The organism is Dyadobacter sp., assembly GCF_039919315.1.
GTDB lineage: Bacteria > Bacteroidota > Bacteroidia > Cytophagales > Spirosomataceae > Dyadobacter.
Genome location: NZ_JBDSFX010000039.1, coordinates 65878 through 87370 on the forward strand (window position 1 = coordinate 65878; position 21493 = coordinate 87370).

A 21493-nucleotide genomic window follows, 5' to 3' on the forward strand; every position below is an offset into this window, starting at 1 on the left:
AAGTGTAATTGAAGTTTGAATTAAAAAGTAAGTACGACTGCATTTATAACTGCTTCCTCATACATATACTGTTGTCCCAATCGGAATACTGCCCGTACCGTTCGGTGAGTAGATATCCCAGTTTTTGATACATAGCAACGGCTTCCGGTTGTTTTTTTCCTGTTTCGAGTACAGCAAAGCTGTTTTTCAGTTCCAATGCCCAGGTTTCTAACTCATTTACAATGCCGGATGCAATGCCTTTTCCGCGAAAAGATGGCTCCACATACATTCGTTTGATTTCAATGGTGGTGTCATCATATTTTTTGAAACAACCACAACCCACCGGAATATCATCTTCATACGCCAGCACAACAGTCGGAAGATCGGTAATGCGGTTGAACTCTTCGTAGTCAGCCTGTTGGGTGTTATAGATTCTGCATAGCTCGATGTCGAGTGCGTTTGTAAGTTTTTGAAAATCCGGATCGTCGCTGTTGGTACGTTTGATGCGTGTCATAAATTACATTCTAAGGCTACAATTTACTATGTTCCTGGCTAACTGATGTGTAAATATTAAGGTTCTCCATTTTCTCAAATGCGAATTATTAGTGAATATTGCCGGGTCACTTCCCTAAATAAAATCATGCGAGCAACTAGTTTCATTTGCGTTTTACTCCTTTCATGCTTTGCGTCTTTCGCTCAGGAAGGCTTCAAAGTGGTTCCGCTCGGCGTGAAAGGTGGAAATATCGATGGTAATATGTCGGCGTACATGGTGGCGCCGGCCCATTCAAATGATTTTGTCTGTTTTGACGGCGGTAGTGTGAGTCAGGGGATTGAAAAAGCAATTGCAAATGGGGTATTCAATGTCAAGCCGGATGTTGTCTTGAAAAAATACCTCAAAGCATACCTGATCTCGCACCCGCATCTCGATCATTTGTCGGGCATGATCATTAACTCCATTGACGATACAGTCAAAAATCTGTACGGGTTCAATACATGCATGGAAGTAATCAAAAATCATTACTTCAACTGGCAGAGCTGGCCCAATATGGGAAGTGACGGAAATGCGCCAGCTTTGAAAAAATACAAATACAATGTCCTTGCCGAAGATGCAGAAATATCTGTTGAAAATACGCAAATGAGTATGAAGGCTTTTAAATTAAGCCATTCCAATCCCTATGAGAGCGCAGCTTTTCTAGTTGCGAACAATGGGGATTATGTACTCTATTTTGGAGATACTGGGCCAGATGAGGTGGAGGGGACGGGTAGAATGAAAGCGGTTTGGCAGGCAGTCGCTCCTTTGGTAAAGGCAAAAAAGCTGAAGGGAATATTTCTCGAAGTATCTTACCCCAATGAACAACCTGATAAAAAATTATATGGCCACCTAACTCCCAAATGGTTTATGAAAGAGTTAAGTCAGCTTGCCGAACTGAGCGGATTAGAAAATGTAAAGGGTCTCAATGTGGTCGTCACGCACATTAAACCAGCAGGTAACAATGAAGAGTTGATCAAAAAACAGCTTTTGGCTGCGAATACATTGGGAGTAAATCTGATCTTCACTGAGCAGGGTGTCGCATTCGATCTTAAATAGCAATGGCCCGGATTTTAAACCCGGGCCATTTGTTTAGAATATCTTGCCTTGTGTATCTTTTTTGGGGTCCGCCGGAATTTTTAGATCTGTTCCCAGCTCATCATTGAATTTCTTAATGAGGTAAGCCGACAGCAGTGGTGAAGCTTCTTCATGATTCTGATGCACAAAGAAGTAGATGTTCTGAATTCCTTCGCTTACCCAAAGTTTCAAACGCTCAAACCAGTCATCCAGCCGGGTATAGTCCGAATCTACATTGGCGCCATTGTAACGAATGAACGCAGTAGGCGTGGTCAGGCGCATGTGTAGCAGGTCACGACGACCGGCCGAATCGGTAACAATGTGCGTGATGTTTTTCTTTTCAAGCACATTGTAAAGGTCGTCACTGTTCCATGACCCATCGTACCAGCCTGTATGCCTCAGTTCCAGCGCCAGTGGGAAGCCTGATGGCCATTCTTCCAGATAGGCTTTTAATGCTTCCCAGTTTTTTGGGCCAAAATTATCAGGCAACTGAAGAAACAGCATACCCAGTTTCTCTTGCAGATTCGAAATGCCGTCCAGGTAAATATCCGTTGGTTCCTTTGCATCTTTCAGCCGTTTCCAATGACTGATTCCCTGATGCAATTTGGGGAAGAACCTGAATTCTGCCGGCGTTTTAGTGTACCAGCCCTCGATCGTTTCAACCGGGAAATTGTTGTAAAACGTCGCATTAAGCTCGATACTGTTGAACTGGGTAGCGTAATAGGCGAGTTCGTCCTTGGTACCTTTGGGGTAAAAACTTTTCAGATCGGCCTTATTCCACTTAGCACAACCAATGTAAATATTCGGCTTACCCGACTGCCTGGCGTCTTCCAAAAGCTTTTTATTTGCTGGCGGATCAGGGGGTAATGTAAAATCAATGCTATCTGGGTCATCTACTTTTCCGAATTTCATGACTGGTTAAGTTAAGTGGAATCTGTATTTTAAAGGATATTATCTTCCGAAATCATCCTGTACTCTTACTATATCATCTTCATCGGAAGGACTACTAGGATCGGTGTGCTGCCAGATTTCTGCAACAAACCCCCATTCATCAACACCAACCAAACGGTGACGTTCCCCTTTTTTCAAATTAATTACGGTACCGATGGGTAATTGTTGCAATTCGGTTTCCTCGTCCGTATCGCTGATCACGATTCCGGCCTTTCCTCCAATTACTTTCCATATTTCGGCACGGCGGTGGTGATATTGCCATGACAGACGCTTATTGGGTGCTACTACCAGTATTTTCGGGCTTAGCTTTTCGTATCCTGCAAAATCTTCCAGCGAGAGATGAGGAAAAAACGTGGAGATAAACTTAGGAGCTTCACTTTCTTCCAAAACAAAAAAGCCTCCCCATGGACGGGAATGATCCTTACTTACAACTGTGAATCCTTGTTCGTCTATAAATTGCTGGACTTTTGCAAAAACAACATCCTTGTCAGCTGCCGCTGTAAATGACTGTATCATATTGAAATGGATAATAAGTAGAAATGGCGTGAGTTTCAAAATTAGGATAAAAAACAAAAAGATGCCCCAAAATATTCAGGACATCTTTTGAATTATATCTACTAATTTATACTATTTGTCCCACCAAACTTTGGTAGTAAAGTCGTCCGGCAATGTTGCGCCGGTTTGATAATTTGGATTTCCTGCTACTTCGTTGGTCGGATATCTGAGTCTTACCGGGATCGTTCCTCCTGTTACATTGCCGGGATAATTAGTCGGCGTCAGTTTAGGAAATCCTGTTCTTCTCCAGTCCGACCATGCTTCCCACCAGTTAAAGAACTTATTGACCCATAGCTGCTCTCCGATCATTTCCAATGCAGGTTTGGTGACGCCGTACGGATAAGTGGTGAGATACTTGGTAACAGCCGCGTCAGCAACCGTCAGCGTAGCATCATAAGGGGTATACATTTGCATGGAAGCCTTCACACCTGCATCGTAATGCGATTTGGCAGTTCCGGCAATTCCTGATCCGATTTTACGCTCAATGGCCTCTGCCAGAAGGAATTCAACTTCTCCATAATTCATGATCATGTATGGGTCCGCATCCTGCAGCATTTTCACATTAATGCGGGAATACGTTTTCGAAACATCAACAGTTTTTCCTTCCAGCTTGTCCAGCATGGCCTGATCGAAACCGTTCGGCATTCCTTTTTGTTTCACCGGATCCAGTTGGGTAGGAGTATAGGAAGTCGCAGTCCAGTCGCCAATTCCTCCGCTGATGACCATCAAACGCGGATCATCATCGGTGGCCACAGCCTGATTTGTACCTTTAAGAAAGTTAACCAAGGTTGCGCTCAGATAGGAAGGTTGCCCGCCATCACCAGGATCAAATGCGCGTGAAATACCATTCTGGTTCACCCATTCGCTCGGTCCGTCCGACATAGTGACCCACACGTTGTCCGCATTGCTGGCAAACACGCCGCCTGCTGCCGCTTTGCTTACATAAGTCGCCGCCTTGGCTGCATCTACATTAGAAATACGCATCGCCAGACGAAGCATGAGGGAATATCCCCACTTTTTCCATTTGGTGATATCGCCTTTGTAAATGAAGTCGGCATCTGTGAAGCCTTCATCACCGTTAGCGGCATTTAAACCAGCGGTAGCTTCTTCGAGTTCTTTCAAAAGGTCGGCGTAAATGGCATCCTGTGTATCATATTTTGGAAAGAAAATTCCCTCAATACCTTGGTTTGCTTCGAAATAAGGAACATTGCCATAGAAGTCGGTCAGACGCGCGAAGCTAAATGCACGGATGATCCGGGCTGCATTGCGCATGTTTTTGTACTTACCTTCTGCAAACCCGCCCGGACCAGATTGTTTCAGAATCTCCGCAACGTTTTTAAGCTGGTCATTATATGTAAATTCGAATGGCGCTGCATTCGTTTCCGCATTGCTACTGTACTTGTCGCCCGGTGAAATACCTCCGCCAGAGCTCGCCAGATGCTGGATCGCATAGGCGCACATCCCGATGTTGGTCCGCCAGTCGATGTAGCGGTTATCACCGGTGGTACCATTGGAAGCGATCGCCAGCTCGGTTGAAGTAAATATGAAGTTCAAATCTACCTCATTCAGAGCCTGCGGGTTGATATTCAGGTCATGTAATTGCTGGGTATCGCAGCCCGTCACCAGTACCACAGCTAATCCGTACTTTATATATTTTTTCAAATTTTTCATTTTTCAGTAATTAAAATGTTGCTCTCAAATTGAAGCCATAGCTACGTGTCGAAGGAAATCCGAAGTAGTCGAAACCTTGTGAGTTACCATTTGCGTAGGTGGACTCTGGATCAATGTTTGGAGTATTCTTGAACAGGATCGCCAGGTTACGACCAACGAATGAAAGCGTCAGGTTTTGAAGTGGAGTCTTTTCCAATAATTTTTTCGGGAAAGTGTAACCCAATGTCAGTTGTCTCAGCTTGACAAATGAGGCATCATATAGGTACATGGAAGTGACACCGTCTGTTTCACCGCCTACTGATCCCCAGTAATTATATGCTTCCTGCGGGGTCAATGTTTTGGTGAAAGGCTTGTATTCTGTTCCTTCCTGCGTTACACCGGTAACCGTTAAAGGAGCCTCGCCTTCTCTTCCTTGCAGTGAGTTTTTGCTAACTCCCCAGCTATCAAGTCTCATGTTCGTACCTGAAAGAAGGTCGCCGCCCACTTTGAAGTCAACCAGGAATGAAAGGTCTATACCTTTGTAATTGAATGCATTGGTAAGTCCACCCGTCATTTTCGCGATACCGTTTCCGATGATTTCGTATCCTGCTGATCCTACCGGACGTCCGTCGGGATAGAAAACTGGCTGTCCATCAGGAGACATTTTTTGAACGCGACCGGTGATCATCCCGAAAGGCTGGCCCACGATATTTTTTACATACGAGTTTCTGGTACGAGGTTCGTCCATTACTAACTCGTTTACACCGTCGATCAGTGACTTCACTTTGTTGTTGTTTTTCGCAAGGTTCAAAGTCACGTCCCAGGTTACTACGCTGCTTTTCAATGGAGTAACTGTCAATAACAATTCAACACCTCTGTTTTGTAGCTTACCAAGGTTTACCGAAGTACTACCGAAACCGGACGCTCTTGAAATGGTTGCATTCAGGATATCGTCGGTAGTTTGCTGATCGTAGTAAGTGAAGTCAACACCCAGTTTGTTGTTGAACAAACGGAAGTCGATACCAAACTCAGTTTCTGTCACAGTAAGGGGTTTCAGGTTGGCATTTGGAATGTTACCGCCGTTACCCATTGCCGAAGAGAATGATGCCATGGAGTAACCCAGATGCGGGTTTCCATTCAATGAGTAAGTCAGGTTGGTCGCGTATGGCCCGATGGTAACGTTGCCCACCTGTGCCCACGACGCCCGTACTTTACCGTAAGAAATCCAGGATGGCAATCCTTTGATCGCATCAGAAAATACAAAACTTGACCCGATAGAAGGATAAAGAATGCTGTTTGTTTCCGGGTTCAGTACCGAGAACCAGTCATTACGTGCAGTTGCGGTCAGGAACAGGAACCCGTCATAGGATACCTCAGCAGATCCGAGCAGCGAGTTGATACCCGATTCTTCCGGATAGTAATCGAACGATTTGCCTTTGATGTTGTTCAAAGCAGGGAAGAACTGAACATTGAATCCATTACCATAGATATTGGTCGATTCGAACTTTCTTCTCATGCGGTTACCACCACCAAATGCAGTAATTCCGAATTTGCCAAATTCTTTGGTGATTCCGATGGTATACTCTGCATTGAGCTCTGAAACATTCCAGTTACCAAGGCTTCTTGCACCACCGCGCTGATAACCAGTTCCTTCCGGAGTAAGCCCTTCCGAGCGGCGGGTATATTTATCCAAACCAACACGTCCCTGAATGAAAAGCCAGTCAGTAAGTTGGTATTTCAACTGACCCGAGGTAATGATCCTGTTTTTCTGATCGGATTTAATGAACTGATAGGCAGTCCAGTATGGGTTTTGTCCCCAGTTGTTATTTGCCTGTTGCAATTCTTCTCCTACCTCTTTACCCCAGATATTCAGGCTTGCCGCGTCGGTTCCGGCCGGTATTGCACCTGGTTTACTTGGATCACCGTAATAGTCCAGCACATTCATATCACCCGGAATTCTCCAGAGCGTCTGGATTGCATTTCCCGGTGAGTCAGATACGTTTGGTCTGTTTTTTGCTTTTTCTTCTGAATAAAGCACCTTAGCATCCAAAGTTAGTTTTTTTCCAAACTTGGCTTGTGTCGAAAGTGAAATATTGATTCTGTCAAAACCTGAATTTGGTATAATGGATGTGCTTTTTAGGTTGGTAACAGATGCACGGAAATTCTGAGTTTCACTACCTCCCGAGAATGCTAGGTTGTTGGTAAATGCATGTCCGGTTTTGAGGTAGCGAGAGAAATTATCGCCTCCGTAGGAATATGGGTGCATTTTTCCGTCAAATCCCACTACTGAGCTACCATCAAACTTAGGTCCCCATGAGTCATCACCCCATTCGTAGGCCTGGTTCTGGTTAGCAGGTTTCGAAGCTACTTTTTCAACATAGGATCCGGCACCATATGAATGCTGCAGATCTGAAAGGTCATTCAATTTTTCAAATACATAGTTCGATCCGAATTCAATGCCTATGCCTTTCCTCTTTGTACCGCGTTTGGTGGTTACGTTGATAACACCATTGGCAGCGCGTGAGCCATAAAGTGCAGCTGCATTGGCTCCTTTTAATACTGTAATTGATTCAATGTCGTCGGGGTTGATACTGGACAAACCATCCCCTTCATCAGAACCGCCCCAAAGGCCGGCCTGTCCGAAGTTACTGTTATCCATTGGAATACCATCGATCACATACAGCGGCTGGTTATTACCCTGCAAAGATTTATTCCCCCTGATAATTACACGAGACGAACCAGCCGGTCCACTCGCGATTTTGCTGACGTTCACCCCAGCGACGCGGCCAGCCAATGCATTACCAAGGTTGGCTTCGCGGGCAGCGGTAAGATTGCTTCCGTTAACCTCGGTAATGGAGTACGCAAGCGCTCTCTTGTCCCTGCTGATACCGAGGGCAGTCACCACGACTTCATTCAATGCGGTGGCCTCGGCTGCAAGCGAAACGTTCATAGAAGTTGCATTCGCTACCACCTCTTTTGAGACGTAGCCGATGTAGCTGAATGTTAATGTTTTGCCTTTTTCTACGGAGATGCTGTAATCTCCTTTGTCATTGGTTGTAGTGCCTCTTGTAGTTCCTTTCACTACTACGTTCACTCCGGCTATTTCGCCGCCGCTCGCATCACTTACTTTCCCGGATACTGTCATGTCCTGTGCATAGCCCGGAAGAGCGAGCACAGAGAACAGTACCAACATCTTAATCAGTAGATTTTTTTTCATACACTTTTAATCTGGTACGTATTGGTTAGGTTACACAAAGGGCATAATGCTAAAACTTAAATCAAATATACCACCGGTCAATCCATACTTATATAGTGCTTTTTTATCTAAAAATAACACATTTTTAACCTCTTTTTAATAGTAATGTTAAAATTTATAGCCGAAAAATGTAATTGAACGATCTGAGGGCTTATTTATGACTTTTGAAATTCAGCCTGATATAAAAAAGCACTATGAACTATTTTATCCCTTTCGCTTTCGGAAATGTCGCCAACCTCTATACGCAGATACATTATCTGACGGACTCAGGATATTTTAAATTCAGATAGCTGAGATTCTTGTCGATCAGCATGGTTAATGTTTCGCTGGAAGATGCGGAGCTGAAACTGTCCTCGGGAGTGTTGCAGACATAGTTCAGGAGTTTTTCCAAAGTGGATGTTGCCACGTGAAGGCGGGTGTCGGAAGATGCATAATATATGTACACAGTCCCGTCATCGTCCAGGATCCAGCCATTGCAAAAAACGACATTGGATACATCACCCACGCGCTCTTCGCCTTCCGGGGCAAGAAAATAGCCGCCTGGTTTGCAAATGAGCTTTGTCAGGTCATGCAAGTCAGTCAAAAACAGATAAAGTACGTAACGGAGACCGGCAGCTGTATTGCGGACGCCATGTGCCAGGTGCAACCAGCCGTCACTTGTCTTGATCGGAGCAGGGCCTTGTCCGTTTTTTAATTCGTAAATGGTATGATATTGCTTTTGGTCAACAATGTTCTCTTTTTCAATTTCAGCATTTTCAATGGATTTTGACAAACCCAAAGCAATTCCCCCGCCAGTTCCGGCTTCGATAAAACCATCCTGTGGACGTGTATAGAAGGCGTATTGACCATCTATGAACTCGGGATGAAGAACTACATTGCGCTGCTGAGGTGAAGGTGTTTTGAGATCAGGGAGGCGCTGCCAGGTTTTTAAATCTTGGGTACGCGCAATCCCGCATTGCGCAATGGCGGCCGACTGATCTTCCGGTGCCGCGTCCGGGTCCCGGCGTTCGGTACAGAATAGTCCGTAGATCCAGCCGTCTTCGTGCTTGGTAAGCCGGATGTCGTATACATTTCCGTCAGGTATCTCTGTTTCGGGAATGTGCAGCGGGTATTCCCAAAATTTGAAATGATCGATGCCGTTATCGCTTTCTGCCACGGCAAAAAAAGACTTGCGGTCATAACCTTCCACACGTGCTACTACGAGATACTTGCCGTTCAATTTAATAGCTCCGGCATTGAATGTAGAGTTGATGCCAAACCGCTTCATCAGAAAAGGATTGGTGTCGGGATTAAGATCATATTCCCAGTAAACCGGTACATGCGCGGCAGTAAGTACTGGATTTTGGTAACGGTCATAAATACCGTTACCCGTTTCCGCAGGCTGGTTTTGTCGGGAAAGCAGTTGCTCGTGTTCCTTTTGAATACCTAGTAGTCTTTTTTCAAAAATAGTCATAGTGCTGTTCGTATTTTGTCTTTTGACTCAGTGATTCGGTAATGTCTGATACCAGGTTTTCCAAAGTACAAACACGCATATCAATAACACAGCTGCGGTGATGCCAGCTTGCATGGGCATCAACAGGACGGCAAACACAGGCAAGGCGGTAATGGCTGTTTGTGCGGTAACGCCTGTTGCTGCATTGAACATGTCCCTTTTGAAATGATGATCGGGTACAAAGTCGGGACATTCTTTCTTTACAGCCTGTTCGACCGGTTCCCAAAATCCCCATGGCCGTACCGTTTTATAAAATTTCTTCAGTACTTCAATGTCCGTGGGGGGCGTAAGCAATGAGCCGGTTATCGCTCCGATAGTTGAAATCAATAAAATGAGTGGGAAATAAAACAATGGTAAGGTGCCCCGAAAGACGTAGGGACAGATCAATGCGCAAATGATACCGCCAAGCATCCCCCAAAAGAAACCATTGCCATTGAACCTCCACCAGTGCCATTTGAGTACATTGGAAGCAATGTAGCCACCATAAAGTGCAGATACGATCCATTGCAAGATGCTGTTCACGTCTTTTGCTAAAAATCCAAGCAGAATGCTGATCGTGACGACGATGAGGCCCAGTATGTAGTTCATGCGGGTGATCTGCACATTGCTGGCCCCGGGATTAAAGGATTTCAGGTAAATGTCATTGACCAAATACGCCTGGGCTGCATTGAAAGTACCTGCAAACGTTCCCATAAAAGCGCCCATTAGTCCGACGAGTACCAAACCGAGCAGGCCGGACGGAATATAGGCGTTCATTACTGCGGGAAGAATGCGTTCAAAATCGGTTTGCTGAAAGTGGGTAATGGGCAATGTATCATAGAAGAGCAGACCCAAAATCGTGATACCAATGATCAGAAGATAGCGAGTTGGTAGCAGTACTACATTGACGACCATGCTCATTAGCGCAGCCTCCCTCGGCGATTTGGAAGACAATATTTTTTGCATATCGTAATTGGGTGCAGGCCCGGCAAGACTTGCAAGAATACCTTTGGCAGTCATTAATGCGAAAAAATAGCCGAAAGGAGAGAAATGATCTTTTTTGATCTTCTCGTTGGCGGCAGGAATTATATCAGACCAGTCCAGACCTAATTCTTTTCCAAAAAACGGATTTGACCAACCTTCGGGAACCGGCAGACTGCCTGCGTCGGCCAACGCGAACACAGCAATGGCAGCGATTGAAACGGAAACAAAGACCATGATAATGTAATGGATCAGATCCACCCAGACAATGCTTTTCATGCCGCCCAGTAATGAATAGAAAACTGTAAACAGCGTGAATATAACTCCGTAAAAATGAGGTACATATTCAGGATTGATCGTAAAGGGGACGAAGGGATCAACTACCTGCCATGGAATAAAGATTTCGAGAAATTTGCCTAGTCCTATGAAGCCATAGGCCATAAAACCCAGGCAACTTATCAATGCAAAAGCGATGATGATCTTGTGCGACAGGCGGGCGTCGACCTGGTTGCCAAAGCGCGTCAGCATCCACTCGGCACCGGTGGAAACATTGGATCTGCGCAGCCATATCGACAAATACACCATCATGAAAATCTGATTGAAAACTGGCCACAGCCAGGGCAGCCATATGCTTTTTATCCCATAAACGAACATGATAGAAACCATCCAGACGGTACCGGAAATGTCGAACATCCCTGACGCATTGGATATACCAAGCATCCAGAATGGCATGGATTTTCCACCTAATAAATAGTCATTTTTACTTCGTCCGGCTTGTTTTTTAAGAACAATTCCGATCACTGTCACCAGCACCAGATAGGCGATGATGACCAGAAAATCAATCAGCTGTATCTTCATTAAGGCTTCACAAATTCGGGTTGTCCCGCAGTTTTGTGCTATTTAATGAAAATTAGATACAATCACAGATTGAATTATTTCGAATTCATACAAACATATTTACTATTCCAACGAGGTGTATAATACTATTTTATCAATAACTAGAATTATAAGTACTGATTTTATGAATATTATGATGATATATTGTGCTTTATGATGTACTATTCTCGTCAGTTGTTCCTAATTTGCACTATAAGGCCAATTTTTGTTGGTAAAATAACATTAGTGGCTTAATACATAATCTACCAGTACTGAATACATTTAAACCTAACTAATCTATAATAAGCCGGGCCTATGAGTGAAATTTACCGTGAAATAACTCCGCTAACGCAGTATGACTGTTTTACTGTATTCGCAAGGAGAAAAACCATTTTTGATTTTCCGCTCCACAGCCACGACGAGTATGAGCTTAATCTTATATTGTCGGGTGGTGGAGTCAAACGCATTATCGGCGACCATACCGAAGTAATCGACGACGCGGAACTGGTTCTGGTAGGCAATAATCTACCACATGGCTGGCTCATGAACTCGTATCAATGGCAGGAAGGAATGCCCGAAGTGTACGAGATCACTGTGCAGTTCCATCGCGACCTGTTCGATGATAAATTTCTCAAACGTAATCAGCTCTTTTTTGTCCGCTCGCTATTGGAGAAATCGGCCAAAGGGATATCGTTTTCGAAGGAGACCATTGAGCGAATTATGCCGAGGCTGAAAGGCCTGGTAGAGAAAAGCGGGTTTGACTCGATTCTGGAACTGATGTCTATTTTGCATGACCTTTCGGTTTCCAGAAATATGCGGACGCTATCCAACAGTACTTTTACGGACGATAATGTCAATTTTAACAGCCGGAGAATTGAGAAAGTCTTTGCGCATATGCGGGACCATTATGATAAGGAAATCAATCTGGAAGGAGTTTCTAAGCTGGCAGGTATGTCGGAAGTATCGTTCAGCAGGTTTATCAAGAAAAGAACGGGGAAGACATTCATTGAAAGCCTAAATGAAATACGGCTGGGCCATGCTTCGAGGTCTTTGATCAATACTACGAATACCATTTCGGAAATCGCGTACAAATGCGGGTTTAATAATCTGTCATATTTCAACCGGATCTTTAAGTCCAAAAACGGATGCACTCCGAAGGAATTCAGGGATAACTATTCGGGTACGCGGACATTTGTGTAAAGTCTATGAGTTTAAAGTAAAAGAGTCCAAAGTTTAGGATAAACCTGACTTTGGACTCTTTTACTTATAAACTTTAAACTCATGAACTATACTTTCAGCATCCAGCCAAAGACATCCTCTTCTTTGCCGGTTCTTAAATCTGTCAGGTATGTTTTTACTTTATTTACAAAAGAATCTTCTTTGATCTCCGGAAGCGGATAATCCACACCTTCGTAGGCGATGGTTGCGAACGGAGAAATCACTACCGCTGTTCCTGCGCCGAAAGCAGCTTCGAGAGTACCGTCTTTCAAGCCGTCAATAATCTCTTTCACACTGATCCTGCGCTCTTCCACGGGAATTCCCCAATGCTGTGCGATGGCGACAATGCTTTTGCGGGTAATACCGTCAAGCGTGGTTTCGGAAACGTATGGAGTTACCAGTTTACCATCAAGTATGAACATAATGTTCATCGTTCCCGATTCTTCTATGTAGGCATGCTCACGCGCGTCGGTCCAGATCAGTTGATCGTAACCTTCCTGCTGTGCAAGCTTGGCCGGGTATAATGAGCCGGCATAGTTACCTGCACACTTCGTTCCGCCGACACCACCTTCTGCGGCGCGGATGTAATGTGTTTCCACTTTAACACGCGGAGGTTTGGCGTAATAGGTGCCTACCGGGCTTGTGAATATGATGAAATAGTAAGAGTCAGATGGTTTGACGCCAATGTATGGGTCGGTTGCAAACATGTAGGGGCGAATGTACAGGGAGCATCCCGGTTGTGACGGAACCCAGCCTGCATCGAGACGAAGCAATTCTGTCAGTCCGTTCATAAAAACTTCTTCCGGAATGGTCGGCATGCAAAGGCGTTCAGCTGACTTATTCAGCCTTTTCCAGTTATCGATAGCACGGAAAAGAAGGACTTCGCCTTCCTCGTTTTTGTAGGCTTTCATGCCTTCAAAAATAGCCTGTCCGTAATGTAGCGCTGCTGTTGCAGGGCTTAGCGAAAGGTCGCCATAAGGAACTATCCGGGGATCGTGCCATTGGCCTTCCCGGTATTCGGCTATAAACATATGGTCGGAGATGTTCCGTCCAAAAACGAGATTGTCGAAATCAACCTCCTGCAAGCGGGACTTTGCCGTCTGCTGAACCTCTATTTGTATTGTGTCGGCTGTCATAATGCCAAAAATTTGGTTTTCAAAACACTGTTGTACGTGGCTGTCATTGCTGACTTTTTCTTAAATGCGGCTTCTTTCTATAGTCCCGCAATTTAAAAAAATAAATCTATAAATAACAGATATTTAGTACAACAATTATTTTTTTGCAGATAGCCTTGGTTGCCACGTAACTTCTTCAATTTCCAGCTCATACGTCATGATACGGCAGAGCATAAAAAGGTAATCAGACAACCGGTTGAGGTAACGGATCACAATGGATTCGACCTCTTCGCCCTGCTGCAAATGGATGACAGCTCTTTCGGCGCGACGGCAGACAGTCCGGGCAATATGGCCGAATGAAACGGACTGATGTCCGCCTGGTAAAACAAAAGATCTTAATGGGGGAATTTGCGAATCGATCTGATCCATTTCATTTTCAAGCAACACGATATCGTCTTCTGTGAGATCGGGCAGCATTTTCTTTTTCTTGTCAGATTCGGAAGCGAGATGTGAGCCCATTGTAAAGAGCCTGTCCTGAATTTCTTTCAATAAATCCCTCCGTTTTTCATTGACAGGCTGATCGCGGAGCATTCCGATATAACTATTCAATTCATCCACTGTGCCGTATGCATCAATCCGGACATGTGCTTTGCTCAGGCGCGTTCCTCCAATGAGGGACGTTGTGCCTTTATCGCCGGTCTTTGTGTAAATTTTCATTGCGGCTCATTTCGATAAGTTGTTGAAGAGTGTATGGTGATTTTTCGCTGGAAATAAACTCTTTCTCGATTTCCTCCATCTCTTTTTTGGAGTGTTGATTTATCAAGACAGCGACGGCCTTAGTTTTCAATGCTTTCATAGTATCTCATAGTTTGCGACGAATAACCATTGCCAATTAGGTTTTAGAAACTCCCCAACCTAATTTTGCACCCAAATTACTATGGCGAAAAAGACCTCTTCAGGTTACTGATTCATGAAAGTTACAACATTTGCAATAAAAATCTGGCGGTGGCTATCTCTATTATTCGTCATCGGGGCATTGATGTGGACTTATTCCCTGTTCCCGGATATGGTCGCGGTAGACTTCTCTGATAGCGGTCTGGCGGAGAAATATGTAAGTAAAGAACATGTGTTTTACATTGTGATGGGACTGTTTTTGCTGAACAATGTCCTCATCACCGGATTAGCAAAGCACATTCATAAAGTCGATGTAAATAATTTACCGATTTTGAACAAGAAGGCCTGGGCCGCAAACCGCCCGGAGCTGGACGAACATCTTACGAATTGGCTTTACTGTCTGGTTGCGGTAATCAACACCATTATCGGGTTCAGCCTTTTGGCCCTGGCGACTATCAATAGCATGCAGTATAAAATGGATGTTTTTGATTTTTCCTGGATTTACTACGCTGCCTGCGGCCTTATCCTTTTTGTATTTTTGCTTCCACTACGCCTGCTTTGGGCGCCCGCTCCGGAAGACAAGCTGTAATTGTTAAAAGGATGAAAGGAGAGGATATTCAGCTGGATAACTATGTTTACGAGCTGCCTGATGACAGGATTGCTCGTTACCCGCTCGACCAAAGGGATAGCTCCAAGTTACTGGTCTACAATAACGGCACCATTGCTCACGAACATTTTACTGATTTACCTTCGAATTTACCTGCGGAAACGCTTCTCGTTTTCAATGATACCAAAGTAATACCTGCCCGAGCATATTTTAAGAAGGAAACTGGCGCGGTCATTGAAATACTTTTACTACATCCCGAAGCTCCCACACGCGTCATTAATGATGCCATGCTCGTGATGCATTCCTGTGTTTGGGAATGTATGATCGGGAATAAAAAACGATGGAAATTAAAGGATACGCTCACCACAGAAATAACGGTTGGCAATGAGCTGGTGAAATTGCAGGTTGAGTATGCTGATTATGAGCGTAATCATGTGAAGCTTTCCTGGGATCAGGACATTGTATTTTTGGAAATTGTAAAGGCTTTGGGAGAAATTCCACTGCCGCCATACCTGAATCGGGATACAGAAGAACGCGACAGCCAGACTTACCAGACGGTTTACGCCCATCACGATGGAGCAGTAGCGGCGCCCACGGCGGGTCTTCATTTTACTCCCCATATTTTTGAAAAACTGAATGCGAAAGGCATCAGAAAGTCATTTCTGACATTGCATGTCGGTGCGGGGACATTCCAGCCTATCAAGGTGAGTTCGATCATTGAGCATCGTATGCATTCCGAGCAGGTTGTTTTTACGAAAGAGCTGATCGATGACCTTATTCAAAGCCCGGACATGATCGTTCCGGTGGGTACTACGTCGTTGCGTTCGCTGGAAAGTTTGTACTGGTATGGCGTCAAATTGTTCAGGAAGGAGACTTCTGCATTTCAGATTGAAAAATTGTATCCCTACACTTTTGAAAACCAGGAGCTTCCCACTGCTTCGGAATCCTTAAAAGCGATCTCGGATTTTATGGATCAGGAGAATCTGGCTGAACTGGTAGGGGAGACAGAGATCTTTATTTTTCCTGGTTACCAGTTTCGTTTGTGTAAAGGATTGATTACCAACTACCATCAGCCAGGCTCCACCCTGATATTACTGGTGGCAGCATTGGTCGGGAATGATTGGAAAAGGATTTATTCCGAAGCATTAAACAATGACTATCGTTTTTTGAGCTACGGCGATTCATCATTGCTTTGGAGGAATGAATGAAGGGGTTCGGTATTTCATTTGAAATAATTTTTGGTTAATTTGTCCACTGTTAACCGTACGATTATGGGACACCCGCAAGTTTCTGAGCAAAAATACTCCGTCGCAGAATATCTGCAAATGGAGGAGGAAAGTGAAATCCGTCATGAATATTATGACGGGGATATCTATGCTATGGCCGGAACTACGATGAATCATAACAGGATTGTGGGGAAAATCCGAAATCTCCTGGAAAGAAATTTTTTACCTGCGGGCTGCGATGTGTTTGCTGAAAACGTCAAAGTGGAGGTTATCCCTAACTTTTACTATCCATATCCCGATGTCATTGTAACTTGTTCTGCGGATGATATTAATGGGACATATATTGTAAAAGAACCTACGATTTTGGTTGAAGTGTTATCCAAATCATCGGCGTCATACGACCGCGAATTTAAATTAAGGCGTTATAAAAGCATTCCATCTCTTCAGTATTATTTGCTGGTTTCGCAAAATGAATATTATGTAGAGCTTTTCACACGAACAGAGCAGAAGGATATCTGGACCTATCAAACTTTCGATAATGTAAATGATGTGATCCGTTTCGAAAGAATGAATTTTGAAATGCAAGTTTCTTTAATCTATGAAAACATTAAGTTTATTACAGAAGAAGAAACGGTGTAGATAAATCATTTAACACTTACGACCTCACTCACCGCCGACACCCCATTCTCATTAAAGGCCTCAATCGCAAAGTAATAAGGTACTCCCACATTCAATGCTCTGAGCTCGAATGTATTCGGATCATCATTCCAAAATTGGTAGGTCTGATATAGTTTATCAGGAGCGATACCCCAAAGTACATTGTATCCGATCACGCCCGGGATTTTCTCCCACTTCAAATCTGCATTCCGCGTGTCTTTCTGTCTGACTGCTGTAAAGTTTTTAGGAGTAGGAGGGACTTTCCCAAAACCATTTCCAAAAACCCTGAATTCACTGATGGCCAGGTTCGGCGACGCTACGTGAATGTGCTCGTAGCGTACATAGCGGGCGCGCACGGGTGGGGCAAGCTCAATGTACGCACATGGCCGGTCCCGTTTGGGTTCCTGCGAGAGGTCACTCGCGAGATCCCACTTCTTCCCGTCTTTGGAAGTCAATATTTTAAACTGCGTGTAAACCCGTGCCGGATCATTATCGAAAATGTCGGATTTATAGTCTGTATAGTTGACCTGAATAGCTTTTACATCTTGTTCCGTCTGCAAATCAATGGTTAATGTTTCACCTGGTTTGTTTTGTTTTGCGGCCCAAAAGGTCCTGGGATTTTCGTCGGTAATTTTGGCGGCGGTCATTGTATCGAGCGTCGAGGAAGCATTAACTGGCTTTTTATAAGACAAAAGCATCCAGCCGGTAAATAATTCATCCGCTTTTCCCTGCCAGGTTTTGGTAGTCATTTTATGCGGAAAGTCACCAAATCGGGTGTTAGCGAACATCTGCCCGTCTTTATCAAATCCGGTTGGATACATTACAATGCGACGTTCCATTGCCCAATTCAGCCCGATCCACGAAGTTCCGGTATTCCAGTAGTTGCCATAATTATCCTGAAAAGTATTGCCGTGACCTGCTCCGGTTGCGAATCCACCCGGCTTGTAAGATACCGGATTGTAATTGGCATAGGTAAATGGCCCGAGGGGATCATCGCTCACATAGGTTCCGTTCGCGTAAACATTGTATTCGGTTCCCGGCGCGCCATATTGCAGGTAATATTTTCCTTTATGCTTGGTCATCCAAGCGCCTTCTGTAAACGGTTTGAAGGGATCAGAATGGTTGGGCCCGAAACGCTCCCAGCCGTGTTCGTACTGATTGAGCCAGAACATTGATTTGTACTGGCCTTTGAAAGCCAACCTTTTAGAATAGTCTAATTCTGAACCAAAAATCGGGTATACATTTGAAGAACCCCAGTACATAAACCATTTATCAGTATCGGGATCGTGGAAAAGTGCGGGGTCCCAGGGGCCGATGTCTTTGGGTAACCGGGGCGTCCAGCGGTTATAAAACTCCCAGATACCTTTTTCAGGGGCTACTGAATACAGGATAGGGCGCGACTCAAACGTAGATTGGAATAAAAACAATGTATCGCGAACGGAAACGGCAGCCGGGGCGCACATATCTTCAAACGGCCACCGGTTTGCGGTCAGGTACTTCCAATGGATCAAATCTTTGGAATGCCAGTAACCTCCCGAAATGGTTACGAAAAGGAAGTATTCATTCTTACCAGCGACTTTGTGGTTAATGATCACAGGGTCAGCGCCAGATCGGTAACTGATGTTATCATTCAATTGCTCGAAATTGTATTTGTAATCAATATCCATCGGATTGCAGTAGGTCGTTTGTGCAGAACCCGTGTAAGAGATTACCAATAAGAGAACTGATAACAAAATATAAGACAGCCGGGTGATCATGGTATGTTAGTGATTGTGTGCAGAAAAATCTTTTAATGATGCTAAAATAGGCACTTTTGAAATAATAAGTTTGACCGATTTTTAAAACATCCATGGATTGCCAAGGTTTAAAACTGATAACGTTTACCTTTGCCCTTCGATTTTTTTGAAATAAGAAATAGCATTAAAAATGACGATTGATTTTATTGAAGAGCTGCGCTGGCGCGGTATGCTTCACGATATGATGCCCGGTACACATGAGCAATTGCAAAAGGAAATGACCGCAGGTTATATCGGTTTTGACCCAACAGCGTCTTCTTTGCACATCGGTAATCTGGCTACGATTATGTTGCTGGTGCATTTTCAACGTGCTGGGCATAAGCCTTTTGCATTGGTGGGTGGTGCTACGGGAATGATCGGTGATCCGTCGTTCAAAGCATCTGAGCGCTCTTTTCTGGATGAGGATACCTTGCGTTTCAACCAGGAAGGGATCCGCAAACAGCTGGAACAATTCCTGGATTTTGATTGCGGGGAGAATTCGGCGGAAATGGTCAATAATTACGATTGGTTCAAGGATATTGGTTTTTTGCAGTTTCTCAGAGAGGCAGGCAAGTTTTTGAGTGTCAACTATATGATGTCCAAAGATTCTGTAAAAAAACGTCTGGAAACCGGGATTTCTTTTACGGAGTTCTCATACCAGCTTTTGCAGGGTTACGACTTTTACCATTTATATAAGCATAAGAATGTCCGGCTGCAAATGGGTGGTTCGGATCAATGGGGCAACATTACGACCGGTACCGAGATCATTCGCAGGAAGGAAGGGGACGAAGAAGGGTATTTCAAGGCATACGCATTAACTACGCCGCTTTTGACCAAATCGGACGGTTCAAAATTTGGAAAAAGCGAAGGTGGAAATATCTGGTTGGATGCTTCCAAAACCTCCCCTTATGAATTCTACCAGTTTTGGCTCAACCAAAGTGACGAGGATCTGCCGCGTTATTTGAGAGTTTTTTCTTTTAAAAACAAAGAGGAAATTGAAGCTTTGGAAACAAGCCACGCCGCTGAGCCGCATTTGCGGATCATGCAAAAAACACTGGCTGCTGAGCTTACTTCGCGCATTCACTCGGAAAAAGCATATCAGCTGGTGTTGAAAGCTTCGGAGGTTTTGTTTGGAAAAGCAACGTTGGAAACCTTGCAAAGCATTGAGGAAGATGAATTTGATACGATTTTTGATGGAGTTCCTCAAACCGAGATTACGAGTCAGGAATGGAGTGAATGTGGGAACATTACGGATTTGATCTCGACGGTAACCAGATCTGAGGTTTACGCTTCCAAAGGCGAAGCTCGCCGGGCGATCCAGCAGAATGCGGTGAGTGTGAACAAGGTGAAAGTAACTTCTGCTGAGCAGACATTAGGTGATTTTTCTTTGTTGCAAAATCGGTTTTTGCTGATTTCTAAGGGTAAGAAGAATCATTTGATTAAGGTGGTTTGATAGGTTGGTAGAAAGAAAGACTTGCCAAGTCTACATTCTGCCAATTAGGAAAAGTCCACGGCAGTTGTTCGTTTTCATACAAGAATATTAAACTTGAATGTCAGAGTCATTTAATTCAATTGAGGATGCATTTGCCTGGTTTTTAGAAAACATCTATAAAAACTTACCAGCTGACGAGAAAAAGGGTGAGTTGGTTATAGCTTGGCGCAATTTCACCCACAAGCAAGGGATATCTCAAAAGAAAATGATTACGATTTTAAAGCGATTTGGTTTTGACGTCAATATTTCTGTGACTTATAAGAAATAATCGTTTGAGAGACTTGGTAAGTCTTCAAGACTTGTCAAGTCTACATTCTGTCAATCATAAAAAATTCAATATCATTTGTAGGGTTTTCTTACAAAATTAATATCTTTGAATGTCAAAATCATTTAGTTCTATCGAAGAAGCATTTGCTTGGTTTTTGGAACACGTCTACAAAAACTTACCGCCCGAAGAAAAAAAAGGCGAATTGGTAAGTGCCTGGCGAAGTTTCAAGTTCAAACAAGGTATATCTCAAAAGCGGATGATTTCCATTTTAGAGCGTTACGGGTTTGATGTGAATATTTCGGTGACTTACAAGAAGTAACTTTTTTTGCGTCAAATTTGTAGGAAAATCTTACATTTTATCAAAACAAACTATAAACCACTATATCAATGAAAGCACTATCTAATTCTCAAAAAGATTTCAGTTCGATCACGGCGGCAGAAGCCGAGTTGTTGTCGGAGCAGTTTCATGTCGTCAAAGATTTGTTTCAAACCATTAGCTGTCATGAAATGATTGAATCCGTAAACACGATGGTCGAAAGTTTTTTATTTGACGAAGGGCTTGAAAATGTTAGTGTCAAAATGCGCGGTCATATAGCCAATAATCTTAGGCTGACTACATTCCTGGCTAGTTTGGACGAGATTTCTAGGAAGATAATGTATATTTATCCGTGAAAAATATTCAAAAAGCATCGAATTTTGAAGATATAGTTTCTTATGACAAAGCTTTTTGGTGGAGCAAATCTCCCGAAGAGCGACTGGAAGCAGCATTAAAATTGATCCAGTCTGCAAAGGAAATCTATAAGGCAAATTCCAAAAACAAGCCTTTAACAGATGGAACCAGAATATTTAAGTCTGATTCGCCTATTGAACGAAGAAAAAGTAAGACTTGGTAAGTCTTGAAGACTTGCCAAGTCCG

Annotated in this window: 20 protein-coding genes; 10 read left to right on the forward strand and 10 right to left on the reverse strand. The window is 43.9% G+C overall.

From position 1 onward, the window contains the following. Positions 1-43: 43 nt before the first annotated feature. Entirely contained in the window at positions 44-493 is a 450-nt protein-coding gene (locus ABIO93_RS11150; protein ID WP_348067525.1) for a GNAT family N-acetyltransferase, read from the reverse strand. Positions 494-619: 126 nt separating this feature from the next. Here ABIO93_RS11150 and ABIO93_RS11155 point away from each other — a divergent pair, with 126 nt between their 5' ends. Further along, the gene (locus tag ABIO93_RS11155) at positions 620-1567 is read left to right on the forward strand and encodes a 3',5'-cyclic-nucleotide phosphodiesterase (RefSeq protein ID WP_348067527.1); all 948 of its coding nucleotides are present in this window, start codon (positions 620-622) and stop codon (positions 1565-1567) included. 33 nt (positions 1568-1600) lie between these two features. Here the strand turns inward: ABIO93_RS11155 and ABIO93_RS11160 are convergent, their stop codons facing one another. The 6 genes from ABIO93_RS11160 to ABIO93_RS11185 form a co-directional block, all read right to left on the reverse strand. Continuing rightward, complete coding sequence (locus tag ABIO93_RS11160; RefSeq protein WP_348067529.1) at positions 1601-2497, reverse strand: DUF72 domain-containing protein; 897 nt, start codon at positions 2495-2497, stop codon at positions 1601-1603. A gap of 39 nt (positions 2498-2536) precedes the next feature. Continuing rightward, on the reverse strand, positions 2537-3052 hold the full coding sequence (locus ABIO93_RS11165; RefSeq protein ID WP_348067531.1) for a phosphoheptose isomerase: 516 nt from the start codon (positions 3050-3052) through the stop codon (positions 2537-2539). Positions 3053-3163: 111 nt separating this feature from the next. Further along, complete coding sequence (locus ABIO93_RS11170) at positions 3164-4762, reverse strand: SusD/RagB family nutrient-binding outer membrane lipoprotein (RefSeq protein WP_348067533.1); 1599 nt, start codon at positions 4760-4762, stop codon at positions 3164-3166. 10 nt (positions 4763-4772) lie between these two features. Further along, positions 4773-7958, reverse strand: a complete 3186-nt coding sequence (locus ABIO93_RS11175; protein WP_348067535.1) for a SusC/RagA family TonB-linked outer membrane protein — start codon at positions 7956-7958, stop codon at positions 4773-4775. A 292-nt stretch (positions 7959-8250) separates the two neighbouring features. After that, positions 8251-9450, reverse strand: a complete 1200-nt coding sequence (locus ABIO93_RS11180) for a glycosidase (RefSeq protein ID WP_348067537.1) — start codon at positions 9448-9450, stop codon at positions 8251-8253. Positions 9451-9477: 27 nt separating this feature from the next. After that, positions 9478-11307 (reverse strand): sodium:solute symporter family protein, encoded by a 1830-nt coding sequence (locus tag ABIO93_RS11185; RefSeq protein ID WP_348067539.1) that lies wholly within the window; start codon positions 11305-11307, stop codon positions 9478-9480. Positions 11308-11640: 333 nt separating this feature from the next. On the opposite strand from ABIO93_RS11185, the gene ABIO93_RS11190 reads away from it, so the two are divergent. After that, a complete protein-coding gene (locus tag ABIO93_RS11190) occupies positions 11641-12525 on the forward strand; it encodes an AraC family transcriptional regulator (RefSeq protein ID WP_348067541.1) in 885 nt (294 codons plus the stop codon). Positions 12526-12611: 86 nt separating this feature from the next. Here the strand turns inward: ABIO93_RS11190 and ABIO93_RS11195 are convergent, their stop codons facing one another. Continuing rightward, positions 12612-13679: a branched-chain amino acid aminotransferase gene (locus ABIO93_RS11195; protein WP_348067543.1), complete on the reverse strand. Its 1068-nt coding sequence runs from the start codon at positions 13677-13679 to the stop codon at positions 12612-12614. Between the two features lie 135 nt (positions 13680-13814). After that, positions 13815-14375 carry a cob(I)yrinic acid a,c-diamide adenosyltransferase gene (locus ABIO93_RS11200; RefSeq protein ID WP_348067545.1) on the reverse strand — a complete coding sequence of 187 codons (561 nt, stop codon included), beginning with the start codon at positions 14373-14375 and terminating at the stop codon, positions 13815-13817. 253 nt (positions 14376-14628) lie between these two features. Here ABIO93_RS11200 and ABIO93_RS11205 point away from each other — a divergent pair, with 253 nt between their 5' ends. From ABIO93_RS11205 to ABIO93_RS11215, 3 genes are all read left to right on the forward strand, one after another. Next, positions 14629-15141 carry a hypothetical protein gene (locus tag ABIO93_RS11205; protein WP_348067547.1) on the forward strand — a complete coding sequence of 171 codons (513 nt, stop codon included), beginning with the start codon at positions 14629-14631 and terminating at the stop codon, positions 15139-15141. A gap of 11 nt (positions 15142-15152) precedes the next feature. Next, entirely contained in the window at positions 15153-16367 is a 1215-nt protein-coding gene (locus ABIO93_RS11210; RefSeq protein WP_348067549.1) for an S-adenosylmethionine:tRNA ribosyltransferase-isomerase, read from the forward strand. A 63-nt stretch (positions 16368-16430) separates the two neighbouring features. Then, positions 16431-17024 carry a Uma2 family endonuclease gene (locus tag ABIO93_RS11215; RefSeq protein ID WP_348067551.1) on the forward strand — a complete coding sequence of 198 codons (594 nt, stop codon included), beginning with the start codon at positions 16431-16433 and terminating at the stop codon, positions 17022-17024. A 5-nt stretch (positions 17025-17029) separates the two neighbouring features. Here the strand turns inward: ABIO93_RS11215 and ABIO93_RS11220 are convergent, their stop codons facing one another. After that, positions 17030-18799 (reverse strand): discoidin domain-containing protein, encoded by a 1770-nt coding sequence (locus ABIO93_RS11220; protein WP_348067553.1) that lies wholly within the window; start codon positions 18797-18799, stop codon positions 17030-17032. A gap of 175 nt (positions 18800-18974) precedes the next feature. Here ABIO93_RS11220 and tyrS point away from each other — a divergent pair, with 175 nt between their 5' ends. The 5 genes from tyrS to ABIO93_RS11245 all read left to right on the forward strand — a co-directional run bounded on the left by tyrS (position 18975) and on the right by ABIO93_RS11245 (position 21470). Then, on the forward strand, positions 18975-20270 hold the full coding sequence (gene tyrS, locus ABIO93_RS11225; protein ID WP_348067588.1) for a tyrosine--tRNA ligase: 1296 nt from the start codon (positions 18975-18977) through the stop codon (positions 20268-20270). Positions 20271-20367: 97 nt separating this feature from the next. Next, positions 20368-20577, forward strand: coding sequence for a hypothetical protein (locus ABIO93_RS11230; RefSeq protein WP_348067555.1), 210 nt, complete (start codon positions 20368-20370; stop codon positions 20575-20577). 109 nt (positions 20578-20686) lie between these two features. Then, the gene (locus ABIO93_RS11235) at positions 20687-20896 is read left to right on the forward strand and encodes a hypothetical protein (protein WP_348067557.1); all 210 of its coding nucleotides are present in this window, start codon (positions 20687-20689) and stop codon (positions 20894-20896) included. 68 nt (positions 20897-20964) lie between these two features. Next, positions 20965-21249: a hypothetical protein gene (locus ABIO93_RS11240; protein ID WP_348067558.1), complete on the forward strand. Its 285-nt coding sequence runs from the start codon at positions 20965-20967 to the stop codon at positions 21247-21249. Beyond that, positions 21246-21470, forward strand: a complete 225-nt coding sequence (locus ABIO93_RS11245) for a hypothetical protein (protein ID WP_348067560.1) — start codon at positions 21246-21248, stop codon at positions 21468-21470. The genes ABIO93_RS11240 and ABIO93_RS11245 overlap by 4 nt, the downstream gene beginning before the upstream one ends. Positions 21471-21493 lie beyond the last annotated feature (23 nt).

What these genes read in the sequence shown, in the direction of transcription:
- ABIO93_RS11150 (WP_348067525.1), bottom strand. Translation starts at nt 493, where the DNA reads ATGACACGCATCAAACGTACCAACAGCGACGATCCGGATTTTCAAAAA.
- ABIO93_RS11155 (WP_348067527.1), top strand. Translation starts at nt 620, where the DNA reads ATGCGAGCAACTAGTTTCATTTGCGTTTTACTCCTTTCATGCTTTGCG.
- ABIO93_RS11160 (WP_348067529.1), bottom strand. Translation starts at nt 2,497, where the DNA reads ATGAAATTCGGAAAAGTAGATGACCCAGATAGCATTGATTTTACATTA.
- ABIO93_RS11165 (WP_348067531.1), bottom strand. Translation starts at nt 3,052, where the DNA reads ATGATACAGTCATTTACAGCGGCAGCTGACAAGGATGTTGTTTTTGCA.
- ABIO93_RS11170 (WP_348067533.1), bottom strand. Translation starts at nt 4,762, where the DNA reads ATGAAAAATTTGAAAAAATATATAAAGTACGGATTAGCTGTGGTACTG.
- ABIO93_RS11175 (WP_348067535.1), bottom strand. Translation starts at nt 7,958, where the DNA reads ATGAAAAAAAATCTACTGATTAAGATGTTGGTACTGTTCTCTGTGCTC.
- ABIO93_RS11180 (WP_348067537.1), bottom strand. Translation starts at nt 9,450, where the DNA reads ATGACTATTTTTGAAAAAAGACTACTAGGTATTCAAAAGGAACACGAG.
- ABIO93_RS11185 (WP_348067539.1), bottom strand. Translation starts at nt 11,307, where the DNA reads ATGAAGATACAGCTGATTGATTTTCTGGTCATCATCGCCTATCTGGTG.
- ABIO93_RS11190 (WP_348067541.1), top strand. Translation starts at nt 11,641, where the DNA reads ATGAGTGAAATTTACCGTGAAATAACTCCGCTAACGCAGTATGACTGT.
- ABIO93_RS11195 (WP_348067543.1), bottom strand. Translation starts at nt 13,679, where the DNA reads ATGACAGCCGACACAATACAAATAGAGGTTCAGCAGACGGCAAAGTCC.
- ABIO93_RS11200 (WP_348067545.1), bottom strand. Translation starts at nt 14,375, where the DNA reads ATGAAAATTTACACAAAGACCGGCGATAAAGGCACAACGTCCCTCATT.
- ABIO93_RS11205 (WP_348067547.1), top strand. Translation starts at nt 14,629, where the DNA reads ATGAAAGTTACAACATTTGCAATAAAAATCTGGCGGTGGCTATCTCTA.
- ABIO93_RS11210 (WP_348067549.1), top strand. Translation starts at nt 15,153, where the DNA reads ATGAAAGGAGAGGATATTCAGCTGGATAACTATGTTTACGAGCTGCCT.
- ABIO93_RS11215 (WP_348067551.1), top strand. Translation starts at nt 16,431, where the DNA reads ATGGGACACCCGCAAGTTTCTGAGCAAAAATACTCCGTCGCAGAATAT.
- ABIO93_RS11220 (WP_348067553.1), bottom strand. Translation starts at nt 18,799, where the DNA reads ATGATCACCCGGCTGTCTTATATTTTGTTATCAGTTCTCTTATTGGTA.
- ABIO93_RS11230 (WP_348067555.1), top strand. Translation starts at nt 20,368, where the DNA reads ATGTCAGAGTCATTTAATTCAATTGAGGATGCATTTGCCTGGTTTTTA.
- ABIO93_RS11235 (WP_348067557.1), top strand. Translation starts at nt 20,687, where the DNA reads ATGTCAAAATCATTTAGTTCTATCGAAGAAGCATTTGCTTGGTTTTTG.
- ABIO93_RS11240 (WP_348067558.1), top strand. Translation starts at nt 20,965, where the DNA reads ATGAAAGCACTATCTAATTCTCAAAAAGATTTCAGTTCGATCACGGCG.